Genomic DNA, 20021 nt, shown 5'->3' with positions numbered 1-20021 from the left:
TTAAAATTGGGTGGTTATATGAATAAAAAGGGCACACCAACCATAAAAAGGGGACAGGCTATTACCTTTCGCCTTCCCTCTGATACCCCTGATCATTTAGTAAGACAATTGGAGAAACTAAAACAAACGGAGAAAAGAAACTTTTCTAGTACAATTGCTGATTTTGTATTAGAAGGAGTGGGCAGCTCATTAAAAAAAGAGAAAGAAATGATTACACTTCCTTTGCCAAAACAACTATCAAAAGATCAACGAAATTGGCTAAAACACTCTCATTCAGAGGCACTAATGGGAAGTATTGTTTATCAACTATTATCTGATCCAGTCAGAGCAACATCTATATTAGCTTCATTAACTAGTAATTCCCTGGATATAGATGAAGCTCTGTATTTACAGGAAGTTGAAAATAGTCCGATGGATGTAGAGGTGGAAGATTTCCCTGTTAATCAGGTTGAGAATGAAGAAGAGAGTGTAGTAGTAAATGCACTTGAAGATGATATTGCTGATTTTGATATCTTCCCTACAGAAAATGAAGTGGCTGCTACGATAGAGGATGAATCGAAGGAAGATGAACCAGTAGATGACTTAAGTGATCTATTAGGTGACTTTTTAGCAAGTATGAATAAATAATCAAGCTTTTCTGTTAGCTGTCTACTTAAGGTTGCCCGGGGTTGGGCAACCTTCTTACAAGGTGTGCACAGTGCTTTTCATGGATTAAAGTTAGAAATTAGTCATAATTGTATAATGAAAAAGCATATAACTGAACAGGAAAATAATTTCAGAAAAACGTTGACAGTACGAATTGAAAAAACATACAATAAAAAAGAATTAATTTACAAAAATTGGAGGGTTACAAAATGGAAATTGTAAGAGTGCGATACTATAGCAAAATTTCATATTGTAAGGTGACCCGCCATAACTTTCTTTAAAATGATCTAACACTTAACTTATTTTTCTGCGCAGGTCATCACTATTGTGACGTGCGTTTTTATATTGTCTTTTTTCGGGCATTATGCACTTTACACATGCATAATGCCTTTTTCTGTTTATTCCGGGTATCGTATCTGCCCGTTTATATAGATATTTTTTTACAAATGAAAGGAGTTTTGAGCATGTTAAAACAAAAGGTGGTTCGTATTTATTTAGATTGGATGAAAGGTGGCTAACTGAAGACATTTCATTTGAAATCAAAGGAGGGATATGAATGTTCTCAGTACTAGGAAAATTAAGCTGGTTTTTTAAAGAATATTGGAAACGGTACACAGTAGCCATTTCACTACTGATCTTTGTTAGTATTTTAGATGTTATTCCACCAAAGATAATTGGAATAGCCATTGATGATATTCAGTTTGGTCAGATGACTGCTGAACGGTTACGTGAGCTTCTGTTTTTCTTTATTGCGCTCATCATTGTCAGCTACGCGATAACTTATGTATGGATGTATCAATTGTTTGGAGGAGCGCATTTAATTGAACGGATTTTAAGATATCGTTTTATGAAACACTTGCTTGCGATGACACCTAGATTTTTTGAAAAAAACCGTACTGGTGATTTAATGGCGCGAGCAACAAATGACTTAAAAGCTATTTCGTTAACAGCCGGGTTTGGTATTTTAACCTTGGTTGATTCAACTGTGTTTATGATTATTATTGTTTTTGTCATGGGATTCACAATTAGCTGGAAGCTTACTCTAGCTGCACTTATCCCACTTCCGTTAATGGCTATCGCTATTAACTACTTTGGGAAGCTCATTCACGAACGTTTTACTGTTGCCCAGGATGCTTTTGGGAACTTGAATGACAATGTACTTGAATCAATAGCAGGAGTGCGGGTTATTCGCGCATATGTACAAGAAAAAGAGGATGAAGAGCGGTTCAAAGAAATGACAGAAGATGTTTATGAGAAAAATATCGCTGTCGCAAAGGTCGATGCACTGTTTGAACCAACCATTAAAATCCTTGTTGGCTTAAGCTATGTGATTGGCTTGGGCTATGGTGCATATCTTGTGTTCAACCAGTTGATTACCCTAGGAGAATTAGTTAGCTTTAACATTTACCTTGGAATGCTAATTTGGCCGATGTTTGCTGTTGGAGAACTAATCAATATTCTCCAACGCGGAAACGCTTCATTAGACCGGGTAAATGAGACTCTAGCCTATGAAGAAGACGTTAAGGATGTGAAAAATCCTAAACACATTAGCATACCAGAAAATATTGAGTTTTCTAATGTAACTTTCCGTTATCCAACCTCAACAACAGATAATTTAAAAAATATCTCTTTGCAGGTGAAAAGAGGAGCGACAATCGGTGTTGTTGGAAAAACAGGTTCTGGCAAAACAACATTACTCAAGCAGCTGCTAAGAGAGTATCCATTAGGTGAAGGGAAACTTCTCGTTTCAAATCAACCAATTGAAGAGATTCTAATTGATGACATTCACTCATGGGTTGGCTATGTGCCACAGGAACAAATTTTATTTTCTAGAACAATTCGAGAAAATCTTAAGTTTGGAAAAGAAAATGTTAATGAAGATGAAATTAAGTCCGCATTGAATTCAGCAGCCTTTGATTTGTCTATTCTTCCGAAAGGCCTAGACACTCTTGTAGGAGAGAAAGGTGTTGCCCTTTCAGGTGGGCAAAAGCAGCGCATCTCAATTGCACGGGCACTAATTAAGGATCCTGAAATTCTTTTATTAGATGATTCCATGTCGGCGGTTGATGGAAAAACAGAAGCAAAGATTATTGAAAACATTCGTCATGAACGAGCTGGAAAAACCACATTCATTACTGCACATCGTTTATCGGCTGTCCAGCATGCAGATTGGATTATCGTGATGGACGAAGGAAAAATAATTGAAGAAGGAACACATGAACAGCTAATTCAGCTTGGAAAATGGTACAAAGAACAATTTGATCGTCAACAAGCAGATTCATATGGGGAGGTGAGCTAAATGAAGAATCCCTCAACAGGAAGACGCCTAGTTCAATATGCACTTCACTATAAACGAACAATCTTTATTGCGCTTGCTATGCTAACCTTTGCTGTAGCAGCAGAGTTAACTGGTCCGTTTATAGCAAAAAGAATGATCGATCACCATATGATGGGGGTTGAAAAGCCGTGGGTAGAGGTTTTAGAGGAAGATGAACAATCCGTCACCTATAAAGGTAAGAATTATAAAAAGAATACAGATATAACTTCAGACCGGATAGTTGGTGAAGATCAAATACAGGTTGTGCAAGTTGGGCGCTCCTTCTATGTAACAAATGAGCATTTAACATTTGATGGTAAGAGGTCTGTAAATAACCAAATATTAACAATTAGTAAAGGGAATGAAACTGCTAACTATCCTGTAAATAAACTAACGCGAGAAGAACTGTTAGCATTTTATCAGCCTGAAATAAAACCGATTATTTTTCTTCTAAGCATTTATGTAGGCTTGCTCTTGGTTGCAGCTTTCTTTCAATATGGAAAGTCCTTGCTGTTACAAAAGGCAGCCAACCGTATTATCCAGAAAATGAGAACAGATGTATTTGAGCATATTCAAAGAGTACCACTTTCATATTTCGACAATCGTCCCGCCGGGAAAATTGTTTCACGTGTAACAAACGACACAGAGGCGATAAGGGAATTATATGTAAAAGTGTTAGCGAGCTTTTTCACAAGTGGTATTTATATGACAGGAATTTTAATTGCTTTGTTCTTCTTAGACGTCAAGCTGGCACTGATTACATTGCTTGTTGTACCGATTTTGTTTATCTGGACGGTGCTTTATCGAAAAGTAGCTTCTAACTATAATCATTTAATCCGTACTCGTGTTAGTGATATAAATGGAGTGGTAAATGAGTCGATACAAGGTATGACGATTATTCGGGCATTTCGTCGAAAAAAGCAAACAATTGCTGAATTTGAGGTGCTGAATAAAGAGCACTTCACGTATCAAAATAAATTACTAAGTTTAAACGCTTTAACTTCTCATAATTTAGTAAATGTGCTAAGAAATGCCACATTTGTAGCATTAATCTGGTATTTCGGAGGGCAGTCACTAACAGCAACCGGTATTATCTCAATTGGTGTTTTGTATGCCTTTGTAGATTATTTAAATCGATTGTTCCAGCCTGTAACGGATATTGTAAATCAACTTGCACAGTTGGAACAGGCGCGTGTTGCATCAGAGCGTGTATTTGAATTACTTGATGAAAAAGGGGAGGTAGTGGACACAGAGATCCTTCCTAGATTTCAAGGAAACGTTGCATTTGAAAATGTATCATTCTCGTATGATGGTGAAAATGATGTATTAAAACATATCTCCTTTGAAGCCAGAAAAGGAGAGACAGTTGCGTTAGTTGGTCACACAGGATCTGGGAAAAGCTCCATTATCAACCTGTTATTTCGATATTACGATATCAACCGCGGAAAAATAACGATAGATTCTATGGATACAAGCCAAATTCCGCGTCAACAGCTGCGGAAGCACATGGGCATTGTGTTACAAGATCCGTTTCTATTTACGGGTACAATTGAATCAAATGTTAGCCTCGGAAATGATGAGATTCCTATAGAACGGGTAAGAAAAGCTTTGAGGGATGTAGGTGCAGAGAGATTTATTAAACAGCTACCTAATCAATTTGAAGAGCCAGTTTTAGAAAAGGGTAGCACGTTATCAGCGGGAGAACGACAGCTTATTTCGTTTGCACGGGCATTAGCATATGACCCGGCGATTTTAATACTAGATGAAGCAACAGCTAATATTGATACAGAAACTGAAGCAATGATTCAACAAGCATTAAATGTGGTAAAGGAAGGACGAACAACTTTTATCATTGCACACCGATTATCAACGATTCGAAATGCAGATCAAATTTTAGTGTTAGATCATGGTGAAATTGTTGAAAGGGGAAGTCATGAGGAACTCCTAGAGCAAAAAGGAAAGTATTATAAAATGCATCAATTACAGCTAGGAAAAGAAGTTTCAAACGTAGGATAGAGAGAGAGGAAAGCGTGTTTAATCTCCTATTTTCCGGGGAATATAACGAGTAATAGGAGGTTAACAATGAAAAAATTCGTAAAGAATCTAGTAAAGTGGATCCTATCATCTATCCAATTGTAAAGAAAATCGTTCGTAACAGAAAAACTAACAGAGTGTAAAAAGAAAAAGATGAAAGGCTGGATTAATGATCCACCCTTTCATCTTTTTTTATCTAATGATACAGGGGAGGGAGTTTTTCATTCTTCTCATCATTGAATGAAATAGATAAATCAAGGTTTCGGTTAAGCGAAATATAAAAGATATTCTCGTAAGTAATAATACCCTTGTGTGCTAATTGCTGTTTTAACCATGTTTCGTCTACTTGAAAATAACGCAGTGTGTTATCATAAATTTTTCCCTCCATCATCACTGGAAAGGAAATGGAGGGCTAGAGCTAGTAAGCTTCATATCTTCTTTTGTTACCGTTTGTTTTTCATCTTTTTTTAAAACACTTAGTGCCCCATTTGCTTCAATAATTGCTAATTCTACCTCATTTAGATCAAACGTATTTTTTTCTCTTAACATTTGAAGCACATTATCTATAGAATAATGAATTCTGCTAATATTTTCTTTTAGTAATTTCCCATTTTGAACTACGAGTGTAGGTTCAAAGGTAATGAGCTTTCCAAACTTTCGATTTTTAATCTTCCACCTAGCAACAAGCCTCTGAAATATCCCAATGACAACAATTGTAAAAGCAGTTGGAAGGTGTTTGATGTTTGGATCTGCAATATCTGCACCAACAACAGCACCTAAAGTGAGGATAATGAGAAAATCGAAAATTGGGAGTTCCCCAATAGCACGCTTACCCATGAAAATGGTGACAAAAAGCAATAAAGGTAGAATCGTGACAATACGTCCTAGGACAATAAGTAAGTCCTTCATTAAGTCCTCCAACCTTTTCACCCCTTTTCATATTAATAGCCAAAGGGTAGCCAAAAGCATTGGATAAAATACGCTGAAAAGAAAAAGAGACGAAAGAATCGTCTCGAAAATAACTTATACCTTAGGTTCTGGCACTTTTATTAAAATAAGAATACCAATGATAAACAGAATAACTAAACTAAATACACCACTACTTGAATTTCCTGTTACTTGAGCCGTTACCCCTACAAGCAAAGGTCCCATAATGGAAGCAAATTTTCCGAAGATGTTATAAAAACCAAAAAATTCATTTGCCTTCTCTTTCGGAATAAGCTTAGCGTAATAAGAGCGACTCAATGCTTGAATACCACCTTGAGAAGTAGCAACGAGCATAGCTAGAATCCAAAAATCCATTGTTGAATCAAGAAAATATGCATAAATACATACACCCATATAGATGATGATTCCGACGTAGAGCATTTTTTTACCGGTAAAGCGTTCAGATAATCTACCGTATAGAATAGCAAATGGAGCAGCCACAACTTGTGTTACAAAGAGAATAATGAGCAGGCTTGTAGAACTAATACCTAGGTCAGTTCCGTAGGCAGTTGACATTGTAATAATTGTTCCAACTCCATCAATATAGAAAAAATAGGCTAATAAAAATAGAAATAAAGCACGATGTTTTCGAACTTCTTTTAGAGTTTGAGAGAGTCGTTTAAAGCTGTTAAAGACCGGATTTGGTTCACGCTCAATATAATAACGCTGGTGAACATTTTTAAATAGTGGAATAGCAAAAAGTCCCCACCAAACTGCGGTTATGATAAATGCGATCTTACTTGCAACTGTTGTTGAAAGTGGAATAAGTTCACTTTGTGCTAAAACAATAATGGCAATGCTGATAATAAAAGGTATGGTACTTCCGATATAACCAAGTCCAAATCCACGGGCAGAAATACGATTCATTCGTTCCTCTGTTGTGACATCTACCAAAAAGGCATCATAGAAAATGTTTGATCCAGAGAAGCCAATGGCAGCCAATGTATAGCAAACTAGCAAAAGAAGCCATTGCTCAGAGGGGATAAAGGCGAGTAGTGCGGTAAATCCCATTCCTAATGTAAAGAAGAAGGAAAAAAATCGCTTTTTGTAGCCCTGATAGTCAGCAATTGTTCCTAATATAGGTCCAAGCATAGCCAAAATAAATGTTGCGATTGAGATTGTATAACCTAAATAAGCAGTAGAGTTTGCGGCACTTACTCCTGCGTTCATTGCAGCCGCCTTATAATATATTGGAAAAACAGCTGTAGAGATAATAATAGAATAAGCAGAGCTTGCCCAATCATAAAAAATCCAACTATTTTCTTCTTTAGTAAAGCGCTTCATCAGTTTGCCTCCCTAGTAGACTTTCCCTTCTATTCTACAAGAATTTTAAAAAGAAGGAGGGTTGTTACTAAAATTTTACATTGAGTTAATAAAGCATTAACAATATCAATGCATGATATTCAGATGCAGGGAGAAGAAGAGTAATGTTAGCGTTTACATTATATGTATGCGAATACTAGAAATAAAAAACCATATGAAGATGGAAAATCCTTTTAATTAATATCCATCTCCATAATGGAAGAAATCTCTTTGAAGCCTAGCTTTTTATACAATGATTTTGCGGGATTACCAGTAAAAACATTTAGTTGAGCTTTGTGATATCCTTCAGACTTTAGCTCATCAATTGCTTTATTCATAAGCTGCTTCCCTAGTCCGCCTTTTCGATATTGTGGAAATACATAAAGAGCAATAATGCTGCCTGTTTTTCGAGTATTCATTGGATTAAAATCAGGACCTAGTAGAACCCAGCCTGCTATCACCTGTTTATCAATTGCAACAAGATAATAAGCACCACTATTTAATAAAGGCACGAACATATTCATTCCCGTATGAAAATCATTTTTAACAGTCCCCATTGAGCTTTCATTCATTGTATTAATTGTCATATGAAGAAGGGAATTTGTTTCATTTTGTGTTGCTTTTCTAATCTTCATAAAAACACCTCATAGGTTATGGTCTGCAACAGTATATGAGGGATTTACGGACGTTGTGAGAAGAAAAATAAAAAAGCCTCTAAAATCGAGGCTTTACCTATAATCACTATTCGAAGGTACCCTTCACAAGTGCTTTTCCTTCTGATACCATATGTTGCCCTTTAGCCCAGACAGATTGAATGGAAAGATTCTGATCTAAAAGCACAATATCTGCATCACTACCAGTCTTTAGTTCGCCTTTTTGCTTCAGTTTTAAGATAGTAGCAGGATTACTGGTAATGACTTTTAAGGCGGTTTCTAACGGAATATGTTCTATTTGAACAGCATCTTTTACAGCTTGAAAAAGTGTATTTACCTTGCCAATTTTTAAGCCGACCATCTCACCGTCCTCATTAAAGTCCGGAAGACTCGCTTGCCCGTCAGAGGTGAAGGTAATTTGTTCAATCGGTACATCCTCATCTAACATTCTTTTTAAGCCCTGACTACAGGAAACTTCACCTTCAGCAAGAAATTTAGGAATTGTACTTGTTGTGAAATCAACCCAGCCACCTCTTTTCGCATAGGAAATTCCTGCTTCAAAAAGATGTGGATTTCGATTGATGTGGGTTGGATAAAATTGACGAATTGGAAGGTCTGTTGTTTCAAGGACCTTTAGAATAAGATCTAGGTGATCTTTACTGTCACCAACATGAATATTAACAATTCCTGCTTTTCCAGAAAGCATCCCACCAATTCGGGCCGCAGATGCGAGCTTTGCCATTTCTTCTACAGTCGGCTGTGAAGATCTATGGTCACTAATCGCAATTTCCCCGACACCGATGATTTTATCAATTAAGATAAGATCATCTTCAATTTTTCCGGTTAGCGTTTTAACAGGAACCTGGTAGGAACCAGTATGCACATAGCAAGTGATGCCTTCTTCTTCAAGAGCACGTGCCTTTGCAATTAAATTAGGCATTGTTCTTGTTGTGCCATCGGTGCCAATCACACCAATAATGGTGGTAATGCCTGATAAAGTAGCATCTGTTAATTGCAGTTCAGGAGTGCGGGTTTTATAACTTCCTTCGCCACCACCGCCGGTAATGTGAACATGTGAATCAATAAAGCCGGGTACAACTTTCATCCCTGTAGCATCGATTACTGTTATATCTACAAAATTTGCTGGAACAGGAATATGGTCTTCAATAAATCCAATTTTATCATAAACGAGAAGAATGTCTTTTTTACCTAAATAATCAGGAGCATATACCTCTCCGTTCCTTATAAGCGTTAACACCTGACATGCTCCTTTCTTAGCTCTAAATTAATAGCCGATAAATACAGCTATAAAGATGAAAATACTAGATAATACAAACAATAATAACATAAATTTAATGATGAATTTTGCCCATGTGCCCCAGTCAATTCTAGCTGCACCAAGAGCACCCATTAAAGCTGCGGATGTTGGAACAAGGATATTGGTTAATCCATCACCTAACTGAAAGGCTAAAACAGCCACTTGTCGCGTCACACCAGCAATGTCTGCTAAAGGTGCCATTAGCGGCATTGTTAATGCTGCCTGACCTGATCCAGACACAACGAAGAAATTAAAAATAGACTGGAAGACATACATAAACCAAGCAGATAATGCTTCTGGAAAATCTCCAATAACTTGCCCAGCTCCATATAACATCGTGTTTAAGACAGATGGTGAATCAGGACTATCACCACCGAGGATAATCACGATTCCTTTTGCCATTCCAACAACTAAGGCTGCAGGCAGTAAATCTTTGGCCCCGTTAGTAAAGCCCTCTGCAATATCGTTTAAAGTCATACCATTTAGTTTAAAGATAACTCCGATGATCCCAGCTACCAAACCGATTGTGAAAAACTGTGAGGCAATTTCAGGAATATAGTAAGCATGCTTAACAACGCCCCAAATAATCCAAGAGATTCCAGCTACAATGGTTAAGATAACAAGTCCATGACCTAACGTGAAATTTGAAGAAATGTTTTGCTTTTGTGCTTCTTTTCGAAAATAATCGTCCGTATCATAGGAAGCAGAGCGAGTTGGCTCTTTTCTAATGGATGATGCATATCTCCATGTATAAATGATCCCAACCGTTGTGAAAACAGCCCACATAATCATTCGGAAAGGTGTTCCTGATAAAACAGGTACCCCTGATATTCCCTGGGCAATGGCAACACCGAATGGATTCATCCATGAAGTGGCAAACCCGATTTGCGTGGCAACATAAGTAATCATGACACCAGTGATAGCATCATAGCCGAGAACAACCATAAGAGGTACAAGAATCATGGCAAAAGCAATTGCTTCTTCTCCCATTCCAAACACTGCTCCTCCCAAAGAGAAGAGAACGAACATAATTGGAATGATCAAAGCTTCTCGACCTTTTGTTCGGTCAATGACTTTCAGCAGCCCCTCATCAATAGCTTTCGTGCGCATGATAATTCCAAATGCTCCACCAATGATAAGAATGAAAGCAATAACACCTACTGCTGATCCCCATTTATCACCGGAAACTAAACCTTCAAACACATAGTTTAAAAAGCCTGCTTCACCATAGGGTTCAAACAAACTCGTACCAGGACGGACTAAATTTCCTTCCTCATCTTTTACGTACTCAAAGCTATCAGATATAAGGACAGTTTTTGTATTCTCTTGACCATCGGAAGTGTACGTGATTTCTTCAGTTTGAAATTGTCCAATTGGCACAAGAAATGTTGTAACAGCTGCTAAAATAACAACAAAGAAAACGATGATAAAAGTATGTGGCATTTTCCAAACTTTGTTCTCTTTTTTCATAATATCCCCCACTCACTTTTTAGTTTGTTCATTCATGTATTTGCAAATTCCATGCCAAGAATATTTTCCACTAAATAAAGGGCAACTCAACATATTTTGCTATAATAGGTTTATTAAATAACACCTAATTAAATAGATTATCAACCTATTTCAACCCAAATAAAAGAAGGATGATGTAGATGAGGAAAGAGCTTGTATTGTTAGCAGGAACAACTGAAACAAAGAAAACACTAAGAAGTCAGTTGAAATCTATTTTTGGTGATGTTGTTACCATTCACAGCTATGCAGTTGAGGAGCATTTACCGAAAACGTTAACTAATCAACTAATTGTTTATTCCTCTTACCTAATTGAGGAGGAAGTGAAAGAGATTGTTAGAACAAACTGTAAAGTTATTGTGGCAAATCGAACAATAAATTATGAATATATTGATCAATTATTATCAATACCTGAAGGTGCAAATGTGCTTTATGTTAATGATTTTCTTGAAACTGCACAAGACTCAATTCGGACATTAAAGGCATTAGGAATGAATCATGTGAACTATTTTCCTTATCATCCAGAAAACGAGCATGTCCCATCAAACATTTATGCAGCCATCACACCAGGCGAGATGGAGCTAATCCCTACGCATATACATAGAAAGATTAATATAGGTGTTAGATTGATCGATATTTATACGATTTTTAAAATTGTAGAGCATTTTCAACTCCCAAACTCTATTAGTATGGAGTTTGCAGATCGATACACAAAGAAAATTATTGATTTAACCAAAAAGCTATCAAATGAAAGTCAAAAAGCTTCTACTTTAAATCGTTATTTAAAGCGTGTTGTTGACGGGGTAAATGATGGGATCCTGGCTTTTGGGAAAGATGGGAAAATTACCGTTTTTAATGAAGAACTAGAAAGACTATTAGGCATTTCATCAAGATTTGCGATTGGAAAGCCGTTAAATAGAGTGTTAAATGATCTTGCCTTAATGCGCTTTTTGTCACGAAAAGATGAGGAATCAAACGAGTATTTTACTATAAAGCAAACACCGTACATGGTTCATCGCTTTTTTATGAAAGCTGAAAACACGATTGTTGCTACCTTTAAAAATGTTGATGAAACGATTGATATGGAAAAAGCAAGACGTGTTGCTTTGCAAAAGAAAGGATACGTTTCGAAATATACATTTGCTTCTATTTTAGGAAAAAGCAGATTAATAGAGGAAACAAAGGAAATTGCCTTTCGATTAGCTAAAACAGAGGCACCTATTTTAATAGTTGGGGAAAATGGGACAGGCAAGGAACTGTTTGCACATGCCATTCATCAAGCCTCATCAAGAGTCAACAATCCATTCGTTGCAATTAATTTCAGTGCCCTTCCAGAGGATTTATTAGAAAGTGAGCTGTTTGGATACGAAGATGGCGCCTTTACTGGTGCAAAAAAGGGAGGGAAGAAAGGATTGTTTGAGCAAGCGGACGGTGGCACAATCTTTCTAGATGAAATTGGTGATATCAGTGTGAAGCTTCAAGCAAGATTACTTCGAGTTTTACAAGAGATGGAAGTGAGGAAAATTGGAGGAGAAAAAAACATCCCAATCAATGTGCGTGTCATTGCGGCAACGAATAAAAACTTACCTGACATGATAGAAAACGGACAATTCAGGGAAGATCTTTATCATCGTCTTAAAGTATTATATTTGAAGATTCCTCCACTTAGAGATCGCATTGATGATATCCCCTTTTTCATTCAAGCGTTTTTAGAGCAGTTTAGTGTGAACGAACAACAGAGAATATTGGATGAACATTTGTTGTATTTTTTTAAAAGCGAACCTGGAAAGGAAATGTACGAGAGCTAAAGAATGTTTTGCAATATATGGTGGCTGTTGCAAATGGTGAACCTTTGAGAGAGGAGCATTTGCCGACAGACTTTTCCTTTGAGGAAAAAGAGAAAGACGAAGTAAGAATTCTTAATCCTGAGCTAGAATTTGTTCTTAAAGGAATATATGAGCTTTATCAAAATAACAGTGGGATAAGTCGGTTGAAATTAGTCGAGTGGTCCAGGCTTCATTCCCATCCTTTAACGGAACAACAACTACGAACAAAAATGAGTAAGCTTGCTGAACTTGGATTTATTAGCATAGGGCGCGGACGTGCAGGAACAGATATTACACAAAAAACCGTATTCTACTTTAGAAATCAATGATAAAAAGGGGCATTCCTAAGTGAAGGAAATTGCCCCTTTTAACAGTTACGCTCTTTTCTCAAATAGCTTACAAATTTCAATTATGGTTTCAGTTGCTTTCATCATATTATCAACCGAGATAAACTCAAACTTCCCGTGGAAATTTTCACCGCCAGTGAACACATTCGGGGTTGGTAATCCCATATAGGACAGCTGTGAGCCATCTGTTCCACCGCGGATTGGTTCAACGATAGGTGTGATACCAAGGTTCTCCATTGCCTCATGGGCCACATCAACAATATACTTCACAGGCTCAATTTTATCTTTCATATTATAATATTGATCATTAAGCTCTAAAACAATGGCATCCTGACCATATACAGATTGAAATTCCTCTACAAGCTCAGTAATTGTTTGCTTTCTTGCTTCAAACTTTTGTTTATCATGATCACGGATAATATAGTGTACATATGTATTCTCAACATCACCTTGTATGCCAATAAGATGATAAAATCCTTCATATCCTTCTGTAAACTCAGGAGCTTCCATTGCAGGGAGCTTGCTTTGAAAGGCCATGGCTATTTTAGCTGAATTCACCATTTTACCCTTTGCTGTTCCAGGATGAACATTGTTTCCTTTAAACGTAATTTTTGCTGCAGCTGCATTAAAGCTTTCGTATTGAAGCTCACCTATTGGGCCACCATCGATTGTGTAGGCAAAGTCAGCATGAAAGGCCTCAACATCAAATTTATGAGGTCCCCTCCCGATTTCTTCATCAGGTGTAAAGGCTACGCGTATTTTGCCATGCTTGATTTCAGGATGGTTAATCAGATAGGCCATACTCGTCATAATTTCTGCAATACCTGCTTTGTTATCTGCACCTAATAAAGTTGTTCCATCAGTTGTGATAAGTGTATGACCTTCGTAATTTTTAAGGTTCGGAAATTGTGATGCAGATAAAACCACATTTAGCTCTTCATTAAGAACAATATCTTTTCCATCGTAACTTGAGATGAGCTGAGGATTTACATTTTTGCCAGTGAAATCTGTTGCTGTATCTATATGTGCGAGAAACCCGATGGTAGGCACCTCTTTATCTGTATTTGCAGGAAGCGTTGCCATTATATAGCCGTTATCATCCATTGTGACATCCTGCATACCAATTTCCTTCAGTTCTTCTACCAGCTGCTTGCCAAGTGTAAGCTGACCAGGTGTGGATGGACATGTATCATTGTTTTCGTTTGATTGTGTATCAACTTTTACATAGCTTGTAAATCTTTCAATGATTTCATTTTTCATCATCATTACTCTCCTTACTGTGAGATAGGTTTATCTTATCATGTTAAGGAATGATGAGGAAAATTTAGAGAATATAAAAAAGAGGTTTGTAAAAGTGATGCCTCTGTTTTAAATACAAGGCACATTTCACAAAACCCTCTTTATTGAGTATACTTATGCAAATTTACCTAGGTAACGTAAATTCTGCTGTTCTGCCTTTAAATGCTTTTTCACCGTTTTCAGCATAAAAAGGACCAAATTCCATAACAAACTTTTTATATAAACCAAATTCATCTTTTCTAAATAAGAAAACATGGAGTTTTTCCCCAGTTTCACCAGCAGCAATTGTGGCTGGGTCACGTGGTTCAGCCATTCCCTGACTAAGGACTCTAACTCGGTTATCGTCAACATTTAAAATAGTCCCTAAATTGTTGATACTAACTGGTGTGGTTGATCCATTATCAATTTTCACTTTAACAGTTAGGGCAGCAACACCACTGTCTCCAAAATCACTAAACATTTCTTTATTTGCTTCGGTTGGAATAACTTCTGTGTACTGTACCCCTTCAACCGTAACATTCACATCACCGATTTTTTTGGTATCATTTATATTCGATTTTTCAAAAATCATTTTCTTATCACCCCAGTTATCTGATGTTAAACGATCTTGATAGAACTGTGGTTGAGAAGCTGTTGTCTCTGCTTGTTCATCATTGTAGATGAAATCATATGACGGTGAATTTCCTGAAATGCTTCCGCTAAAATCAGAGTTCTCTGCTACTCCGCCTTCTATTACGTATTTAGGCTTAACTGATTTTAACTTTTCAAAATCTTCATTAGTCATTTTAAAAGTTAATAAGCCTGTTACTTTTTCTCCTGCTTCGAATAAGGAGATGTCATCTTTGTTCTTTTTAATCTTAAAAATCTGTTGATCTTCTGGTACAAATGCTTTCCAGTCAGAAGGTATGTAATCTAAATCATTGCTTAACTGAATTCGATGAGAATTGTTATAATACATAGGTTTATCTGTGCCATTTTCTATAGTCACTTTAGCTGTCACAACATATCCATCAACTTGATCATCAAAATAGATGGTTGAATATTCATTGACGTCAGTAACTTTTACAAGTTGATATTCATCAACAGAAACTTTAAAGCCTTCCATATCATGAGTATATTGAGGATCTTTATTTGTATAGAGAATTTCCACATTCCCTTCAGAATCTTCAGCAATAAATGGATTTAATGTTTCGTTATCACCTTGTGGTTGTTCTTCGGCATCTTTTTCTTCAGTTTCAGTTGTTACTTCTTCATTAGCTGTTTGTGTTTCCTCAGCTTGAGCAGGAGCTTCTTCTTGCTTTGTTCCAGAAGCTTCTTCGTCATTTCCACATGCAGTTAGAAGAAGTGTGCTGAAAAACAATGTAGAAAATAAAAATTTGGATTTTTTCACGTTTTCACAACCTTTATCAATTTTTTCCCACAGTTATCTATTATAATAGAATTCTTATAAAAAACCCTTTTATTTACATAATTTATTAAAAAATGGTAATTAAGGTCTGAAGAGGGAATTATCTATAGAGATAAAGTCATGTTTAGTATGTGATGTATGCCCTTTCAACTATCTTTGTGAAAATGTGATCATTTATTCCTGGTTCTTTTGTTATGGGTTTTCGAGATGTGTTTATTTATTTCTAGCTGTCTATAATACAATAACAAGTGCGCATTGGCTTTTTTCATTACACATGTTACAACTAAATAAGAAAAATTGCAGGAAGGACAACTTTATATGAATTTTGAACAAACAATTGAACCATTTATTACAACGGATGACCTTATTCTTCAGGATTTTGTTGCTCATACTCTTCATGATTATCCTACAAACAAATCCCGTAAATGGACAAAGAGATTACTTCTTGAAGCTATAAATAAGCCTATAAAGGCAATGTCTATTTTATCGTTTCTTAAGGTCAATCCTAATGATGAAGACCTGGTCAATCTTTTAATTGAGGCAAGACAAGATGCTACTGATCAAATTTGTTATACCTATGAACGATTATTAATAGAGTTTCATCCTCGGATAGCCTTAAAGCATCGAGAAAGATTAACAGATCTTTTTCAAAAAGAAGATTGGCGTGTTTATGAAGTACTGGAGAACGGAACAGAAGAGGATGTATGGGAGGAATATTTTAAAGCTCTAACTGAATTGAATGCTGAACAAGACTTGAATTATTTCTTGTATCAAAGATTAAAGAAAATTGCTTATTCCCTTTTTGAAAAGAAATACATAACAGAAGAACAGGTATTAAGTGTTTTCGCCCAAAATCTTCAGGAGGATTGGTTTGATTATAATGGCTATATAGCTGTTTATTTACTGGGATTAATGAAAATGGATCAGCATGCCGATCTTCTTGCGTCCCTATTAACTAGAGACGACGATATATTAATAGAGGAAACAGCAGAAGCGCTTATCTCGTTTCAAACAGATAAGGTTGTAGAAGCCACTAAGCCTTATTTATTACATGAAGATTCCCTGGTTTTTGCAGCATCTGTTATTGAAAACATAAAAACAGAAGCTGCAGTAGAAGCATTACGTGATGTTTATCATCAATTAGAAGGAAATGATGTACAGGGAGTGATCTTTGAGGCGCTTGTTCATCAGCTTTCAGTTAAAGCACAAGGTGAAATTGAAGAATATGTTAGCAAAGCAGAAACAACGATACTGATCGATGAGGACCAGCTTGCGTATAGTTATTTTAAAATTATTGGAATTCAGCATCCTCGGCTTGAGGAATGGAAGAGTGCGATTGAGGGAAGTTAAGCGGAAAAAGGGATCGGAATAGCACTGATCCCTTATATTGTAGCTCCCCTTATGGCATTCTCACCTGAGGTTTACGACATCCACATGCTTAAAGTCCTTCACTTGAAACAGGCCCATGTCTGTTAATTTTAATTCCGGAATTACAGGCAGTGCTAAAAACGATAGAGTTAAAAATGGGTTGAAGTTGCCTGTAAAGCCAATATTCAGTAAAGCCTCATCAATTTCTTTTAGCATCTTATTTACATTTTTAAAAGATGAGGCTGTCATTAAGCCGGAAATTTCTAACGGTAAGGAAGCAATTACTTCATTTTCGTTTATTACAACCAGTCCGCCGCCCATCTCTTTTAATTCATGGATGGCTCTAAGAAGATCTTGATCATTTGTTCCTAGAGCAATAATATTATGAGAATCATGTGCAACAGTTGAAGCAATTGCTCCGCTTTTAAGGCCAAATCCTTTGACGATTCCTAATCCGATGTTTCCAGTTGCTGCATGTCTTTCAACAACTGCCATCTTTAGATGATCTAGTTTAACAGTTGGTTGAAAATATCCATTTTTTGCGTTGATTTCTTCAACAATATGTTTTGTAATAATTTTATTTGGAACGATCTCAATTATGTTAGCGGAAGTTCCTTGTGAACATGGAATTTGCAGATCATCAATTTTAATCTCTTGAATATGAATGGTGTTTGTTAAAAATTCTGAGATGGATGGAGTTGTTTCACTAAACTCTGAACAAACAAAACGTCCATTTTCAGCCATAAGCTTGCCTTTTAAAAATACTTTTTCAATCTTCACATCTTCCAAACTATCTAAAAACACAAGATCAGCATCATAGCCTGGAGCAATAGCGCCTTTGGATGTTAACCCAAAGCATTCTGCTGCGTTGATGGTGGCCATTTGGTAGGCAAGAATTGGATTTAAATTTCCGCCTTTAATAGAAAGCGAAATATTGTAATCAATGCTTCCTTCAGCAATTAAATCATCTAAATGCTTATCATCGGTTACAAAGAGACAGCGACGTGAATTTCTTTCGGTAATAACAGGCAATAAAGCTGAAACATCTCTTGCAGCCGATCCTTCTCTAAGCATAACGTACATGCCTCTTTTCAAGCGGTCACGTGCTTCCTCTGGTGTGACACATTCATGGTCCGTTTTAATTCCTGCAGATGCATAAACATTTATGGCATCTCCAGACAGACCAGCAGCATGGCCATCTATTTTTTTTCCGAGTTTATTGGCTGTTATAAGCTTTTTCATCATCCCCTTATCTTGATGAAAAACAGAAGGGAAATCCATAACCTCAGCAAGCCCTAAAACACGTTCTTCTTTGTAAAAAGGCTCTAAATCTTCGGCAGTAAGTGAGGCACCTGCATGTTCAAATGGTGTAGCTGGAACACAGGAAGGAAGCATAAAATAGGTGTTTAAAGGGATATCTTTTGCTGAATCAATCATAAATTGAATGCCTTTTGAACCACTAGCATTGGCAATTTCATGGGGATCGGCAATGACTGTTGTGACACCGTGTGGAATGACAACTTGAGAAAATTGTTGAGGAGTTACCATTGCGGATTCAATGTGAACATGACCATCAATAAAACCTGGTGAAATATATTTTCCCGTGGCATCGATGGTTGTGTTTCCTTCATAATGACCAATTCCAACGATAACACCATCTGTAATGGCAATGTCTTCTTCGATGATTTCACCATTAAATACATCTATTATTTTCCCGTTTTTAATGACAACATCAGCTTTTACTTTCTTTGCAGAAGCAGCTAATCTTTGAGTGAAGTATTCCATAGGTGTGATCTCTCCTTTCGTTTATTAAAATAGTTTAGAAAAAAACCGCAAGAAAAAGCATAAACTTTTCTTTGCGGCAGTAATCCGATACTATTATTTCTTATTATTAGTGTATGATAAGTTAAAACAAATTTTAAAACATCTAACATTTAATGTCAACAATTTTAACATTTGTAATCAACCACTCTATTTTTCTTTCGCTTTTGATTTCGAAGAATAGGTTCAAAACCACCAGACCCAAGCACAACACCGCAAATGATGAAAATAAATCCAATCATTTGCGGAAGTGTAATGACTTCTCCTAAAAATATAGATGCACCAACTAATGCAAAAAATGGATTAAGATTAATGAAAACAGCTGACTCAGCTGGCCCTACTTTTCCAACCGCATAATTGTAGATCATATGTCCAATAGATGTTGCTAAAAATGCTGAAGCGAAGAAGACAATCCATATAGAAAGCGATCCTTCAGTCATGCTCTCGAGACCAGCAGGCTCAACAATAAGGCTGATGATAAAGAGTAAAATTGAGCCAATGAAAAGCATATAACCTGTCATCAGGCGTGGATCTAATGTTGACGATACCTTCTTAATCATAATAAAACTAACGGCCTGAACAAAAATAGACAGAAATACATGAACATCGCCAAGAGAAATACCTTTTAAACTTTCTCCATTTTGAAACACGATAAATGAAATTCCGATAAATCCAAGAATAATTCCACAAAAGCGAAGGAGCGTAATTTTGTTTCGTAAAAATAAAAACGCTAGAATCGTCGTTAAGATTGGCCCAGTTCCTAATATTAGTCCCCCATTAGAAGCTGAGGTCTCCTTTAAACCAATCGATAGAAAGTAATGATGTCCAACAACATTAAATAAGGAACAGATGATAATGTACTGCCATTCCTTTTTGGTAGGTTTTCTTACAAGCTTTAAACAAAATAAAATGATAAACACGCCAACAGCTGCTGTAAAAATGCGAAAAGCTGTCATCGTAACAGGCATAAAGCTTGTAACAAGAAGCTTTGTTGCAATAACATTGAATCCCCAAAAAACCATCACAACAAATAGCGATATATAAATTTGATATTGATGCTTATTAACCAAGCAGTACCCTTCTTTCTTTATATGTAGACAATCTCTACAAATCTATTGCTCTAAGCAGCAACATAAACATTATATTTAAAAAAGAAAGAAGTAAATACTAAATTCGTCCAACATATTAAG

At 36.4% G+C, this 20021-nt stretch carries 14 protein-coding genes and 1 pseudogene; 6 read left to right on the top strand and 9 right to left on the bottom strand.

The features are described 5' to 3' along the window. Positions 1 to 18: 18 nt before the first annotated feature. From MVE64_RS12865 to MVE64_RS12855, 3 genes are all read left to right on the top strand, one after another. Positions 19 to 627 carry a hypothetical protein gene (locus tag MVE64_RS12865; protein WP_247346866.1) on the top strand — a complete coding sequence of 203 codons (609 nt, stop codon included), beginning with the start codon at positions 19 to 21 and terminating at the stop codon, positions 625 to 627. Positions 628 to 1201: 574 nt separating this feature from the next. Next, the gene (locus tag MVE64_RS12860) at positions 1202 to 2944 is read left to right on the top strand and encodes an ABC transporter ATP-binding protein (protein ID WP_247346865.1); all 1743 of its coding nucleotides are present in this window, start codon (positions 1202 to 1204) and stop codon (positions 2942 to 2944) included. Next, positions 2945 to 4978, top strand: coding sequence for an ABC transporter ATP-binding protein (locus MVE64_RS12855; RefSeq protein ID WP_247346864.1), 2034 nt, complete (start codon positions 2945 to 2947; stop codon positions 4976 to 4978). Between the two features lie 214 nt (positions 4979 to 5192). Here the strand turns inward: MVE64_RS12855 and MVE64_RS12850 are convergent. The 5 genes and pseudogenes from MVE64_RS12850 to yfcC all read right to left on the bottom strand — a co-directional run bounded on the left by MVE64_RS12850 (position 5193) and on the right by yfcC (position 10726). Continuing rightward, positions 5193 to 5917: pseudogene (locus tag MVE64_RS12850) on the bottom strand (DUF421 domain-containing protein). Between the two features lie 102 nt (positions 5918 to 6019). Beyond that, positions 6020 to 7270, bottom strand: coding sequence for an MFS transporter (locus tag MVE64_RS12845; RefSeq protein ID WP_247347044.1), 1251 nt, complete (start codon positions 7268 to 7270; stop codon positions 6020 to 6022). Between the two features lie 209 nt (positions 7271 to 7479). After that, entirely contained in the window at positions 7480 to 7920 is a 441-nt protein-coding gene (locus MVE64_RS12840) for a GNAT family N-acetyltransferase (RefSeq protein WP_247346863.1), read from the bottom strand. Between the two features lie 106 nt (positions 7921 to 8026). Then, positions 8027 to 9196: a beta-aspartyl-peptidase gene (gene iadA, locus MVE64_RS12835; protein ID WP_247346862.1), complete on the bottom strand. Its 1170-nt coding sequence runs from the start codon at positions 9194 to 9196 to the stop codon at positions 8027 to 8029. Between the two features lie 27 nt (positions 9197 to 9223). Then, positions 9224 to 10726, bottom strand: coding sequence for a putative basic amino acid antiporter YfcC (gene yfcC, locus MVE64_RS12830; RefSeq protein WP_247346857.1), 1503 nt, complete (start codon positions 10724 to 10726; stop codon positions 9224 to 9226). Positions 10727 to 10905: 179 nt separating this feature from the next. On the opposite strand from yfcC, the gene MVE64_RS12825 reads away from it, so the two are divergent. Then, positions 10906 to 12570: a sigma-54 interaction domain-containing protein gene (locus tag MVE64_RS12825; protein WP_247346855.1), complete on the top strand. Its 1665-nt coding sequence runs from the start codon at positions 10906 to 10908 to the stop codon at positions 12568 to 12570. A gap of 17 nt (positions 12571 to 12587) precedes the next feature. After that, on the top strand, positions 12588 to 12917 hold the full coding sequence (locus tag MVE64_RS12820) for a hypothetical protein (protein ID WP_486640102.1): 330 nt from the start codon (positions 12588 to 12590) through the stop codon (positions 12915 to 12917). A gap of 45 nt (positions 12918 to 12962) precedes the next feature. On the opposite strand, the gene pepT is transcribed toward MVE64_RS12820, so the two are convergent. Continuing rightward, positions 12963 to 14195 carry a peptidase T gene (gene pepT / locus MVE64_RS12815; RefSeq protein ID WP_247347043.1) on the bottom strand — a complete coding sequence of 411 codons (1233 nt, stop codon included), beginning with the start codon at positions 14193 to 14195 and terminating at the stop codon, positions 12963 to 12965. A gap of 163 nt (positions 14196 to 14358) precedes the next feature. Then, positions 14359 to 15624, bottom strand: a complete 1266-nt coding sequence (locus tag MVE64_RS12810; RefSeq protein WP_247346841.1) for a DUF5068 domain-containing protein — start codon at positions 15622 to 15624, stop codon at positions 14359 to 14361. A gap of 336 nt (positions 15625 to 15960) precedes the next feature. Between MVE64_RS12810 and MVE64_RS12805 the strand changes: the two genes are divergently transcribed. Next, positions 15961 to 16992, top strand: coding sequence for a HEAT repeat domain-containing protein (locus MVE64_RS12805; protein WP_247346840.1), 1032 nt, complete (start codon positions 15961 to 15963; stop codon positions 16990 to 16992). 60 nt (positions 16993 to 17052) lie between these two features. On the opposite strand, the gene ade is transcribed toward MVE64_RS12805, so the two are convergent. Next, positions 17053 to 18795 (bottom strand): adenine deaminase, encoded by a 1743-nt coding sequence (ade, locus tag MVE64_RS12800; protein WP_247346838.1) that lies wholly within the window; start codon positions 18793 to 18795, stop codon positions 17053 to 17055. 164 nt (positions 18796 to 18959) lie between these two features. Further along, entirely contained in the window at positions 18960 to 19901 is a 942-nt protein-coding gene (locus MVE64_RS12795; RefSeq protein WP_247346836.1) for a DMT family transporter, read from the bottom strand. Between the last annotated feature and the right edge of the window lie 120 nt (positions 19902 to 20021).

It is taken from the genome of Metabacillus endolithicus, from assembly GCF_023078335.1.
Taxonomy (GTDB): Bacteria; Bacillota; Bacilli; order Bacillales; family Bacillaceae; genus Metabacillus; species Metabacillus endolithicus.
Note: the sequence above shows the minus strand (reverse complement) of the source record. Positions and strands in the feature narration are given on the sequence as shown.